We start from the raw sequence: 1,700 nt of genomic DNA, 5'->3' as shown, positions 1-1,700 counted from the left end.
GGCTCGTGCTGCGCATCGTCGAGCGCGCGCTCGCCTCCGGGGGCGGCCGCCGCGCGCCCGACTGGGCGCGCATGCGGCTCGCCCGCATCGGCGCCGCCTCGGCGGACTCCCGGGCGGCGGCGCGAGACTGAGGCGTGCCCACCCGACTCCTGCTGCTGAGCGACACGCACCTGCCCGTGCGGGCGAAGGCGCTGCAGGAGCAGGTGTGGCGGCTCGTCGACGAGGCGGATGCCGTGGTGCACGCGGGCGACTGGGTCTCGTCCTCGTTCCTCGACGAGCTCGGTGCGCGCGCCGCGCGGCTGATCGGCGTGGCGGGCAACAACGACGGGCCGGAGCTCCACGCGCGCCTCGGCGAGGTCGCGCGCGTCGAGCTCGAGGGCGTGCGCATCGCCGTCGTGCACCAGACCGGCGCGGCGGCCGGCCGGGAGCGCCGCTGCGACGCGCGCTTCGGGCCCGGCTCCGACGCGCCGAGCGACGTGCTCGTGTTCGGCCACTCGCACATCCCCTGGGACTCGACGACACAGGGAGGCCTCCGCCTCCTCAACCCCGGCTCCCCCACCGACCGCCGCCGCCAGAGCGTCGGCACGGTCGTGACCGCGGTCGCGGACGGCGGCGCGCTGCGCGACGTCCGGCTCATCCCCACCCCGCGATGACCACCGCCGGCACAGCCGTCGCCCAGGCTGCGTCCGGCTTGCCGCCATACCCTGCCGAGGAAACGGGAGGTGCGATGAGCGCGATCGATCCGCTCGAGCCTGGCCAGCTGCTCGCGGAGCGCTACAGGATCGGCGCCCTCATCGGCACCGGCGGCATGGCCGCCGTGCACCGCGCGCGCGACGAGGTGCTCGGCCGCGAGGTGGCGGTCAAGGCGATCGTGCGCCCCTCGGTCGACGCGGCCGAGCTCCGCCGCGAGCGCTCGGAGGTCGACCTCCTCGCCGCCGTGCACCACCGCGCGCTCGTGACGCTCTTCGACGCGGGCCGCACGACGGCCGGCGGCCGCAGCGTCTCGTACCTCGTCATGGAGCTCGTCGACGGCCCGAGCCTCGCCGAGCGGCTCGCCGGCGGCCCGCTCCCCGAGCCCGACGTGACCCGCTTGGCGCAGGACCTCGCGGAGGCGCTCGCGGTCGTGCACGCGAAGGGCATCGTGCACCGCGACATCAAGCCCGCGAACGTGCTCCTCGCGCCGTCGCCGCTCAGCGGTCGCGGCTTCGACACCAAGCTCACCGACTTCGGCATCGCCGCGATCGTCGGCGCCGAGCGCATCACCGCGACCGGCACCGTGCTCGGCACCGCCGCCTACCTCTCCCCCGAGCAGGCGACGGGTGCGCGCGTCGACCCGTCGTCCGACATCTACTCGCTCGGCCTCGTGCTGCTCGAGTCGCTCACCGGGCGCCGCGAGTACCCGGGCTCGCTGCTCGAGTCGCTGAGCGCGCGGCTCGCGCGGGATCCCGTCGTGCCCGGCTCGCTCGGCTATCGCTGGAAGTCGCTGCTCACCGCGATGACCGCGCGCGACCCCGGCTCGCGCCCGACGGCCGCCGAGGTGCTCGAGCGCCTGAGCGCGACGGGGGCGGATGCGGCGAGCACGAGCGCGAACCCGGTCGCGGTGGCGTCGTCGGCCGGCGCGCTCGCAGCGGCTCCTGCGGCCGCGACGGCGGCCCTCGCCTCCGCTGCGCCGCACGACGGCTCCGCGAGCACGCTCGCGC

The 1,700-nt window shown here is 76.6% G+C and carries 2 protein-coding genes; both read left to right on the top strand.

Annotation, left to right across the window (positions count from 1 at the left end):
* Window positions 1-134 precede the first annotated feature (134 nt).
* Window positions 135-653, top strand: a complete 519-nt coding sequence (locus tag NWP09_RS12735) for a metallophosphoesterase (RefSeq protein WP_258275868.1) — start codon at window positions 135-137, stop codon at window positions 651-653.
* 74 nt (window positions 654-727) lie between these two features.
* A partial coding sequence (locus tag NWP09_RS12730) for a serine/threonine-protein kinase (protein WP_258275867.1) occupies window positions 728-1,700 on the top strand: 973 nt, incomplete at its 3' end.

The sequence above is a fragment of the Agrococcus sp. HG114 genome (genome assembly GCF_024723325.1).
Classification (GTDB): Bacteria; Actinomycetota; Actinomycetes; order Actinomycetales; family Microbacteriaceae; genus Agrococcus.
Note: the sequence above shows the minus strand (reverse complement) of the source record. Positions and strands in the feature narration are given on the sequence as shown.